The organism is Chitinimonas violaceus (assembly GCF_052601015.1).
In genome coordinates this window covers 1-386 of record NZ_JBQXDJ010000248.1, presented here as the reverse complement: position 1 = coordinate 386, position 386 = coordinate 1, and the positions used below count along the sequence as shown (strand labels likewise).

Here is a 386-nt window from a genome sequence, read left to right as displayed (position 1 = left end):
GTCAAGACCAACAAGCACGATGCCGCTGATGCTGCGGCGATTTGCGAAGCCGTGACCCGGCCGGCTATGCGTTTCGTGCCGATCAAGACCGTTGAGCAGCAAGCCATTCTATCGGTACATCGGGCACACTACAATGAGAAGCGCACGCACCAAGGGAAGATGTGCTGTGGGCGAACGCCGCTACAGACGTTGATGGATGGCAAATCCCAATGGAAGGAGAAAGTAGAAGACTTGAACTGATCTGACAATCGGGCACCGCCAAAACGGGCGACTGTCATACATGGACGCCCCCGTTTGCCAAGCGATCTTTTCTGTTGCACCAAGAACAAGGTTGGGATTGCAGCCATACATCCGGACTTTTGGTGAAGCCTTCGCCTCTGTCCCTG

Annotated in this window: 1 pseudogene; it reads left to right on the top strand. The window is 54.9% G+C overall.

Going from position 1 to position 386, the window contains the following annotated elements:
* Window positions 1-240: pseudogene (locus ACUHMQ_RS21160) on the top strand (hypothetical protein); the annotation flags it as partial.
* Between the last annotated feature and the right edge of the window lie 146 nt (window positions 241-386).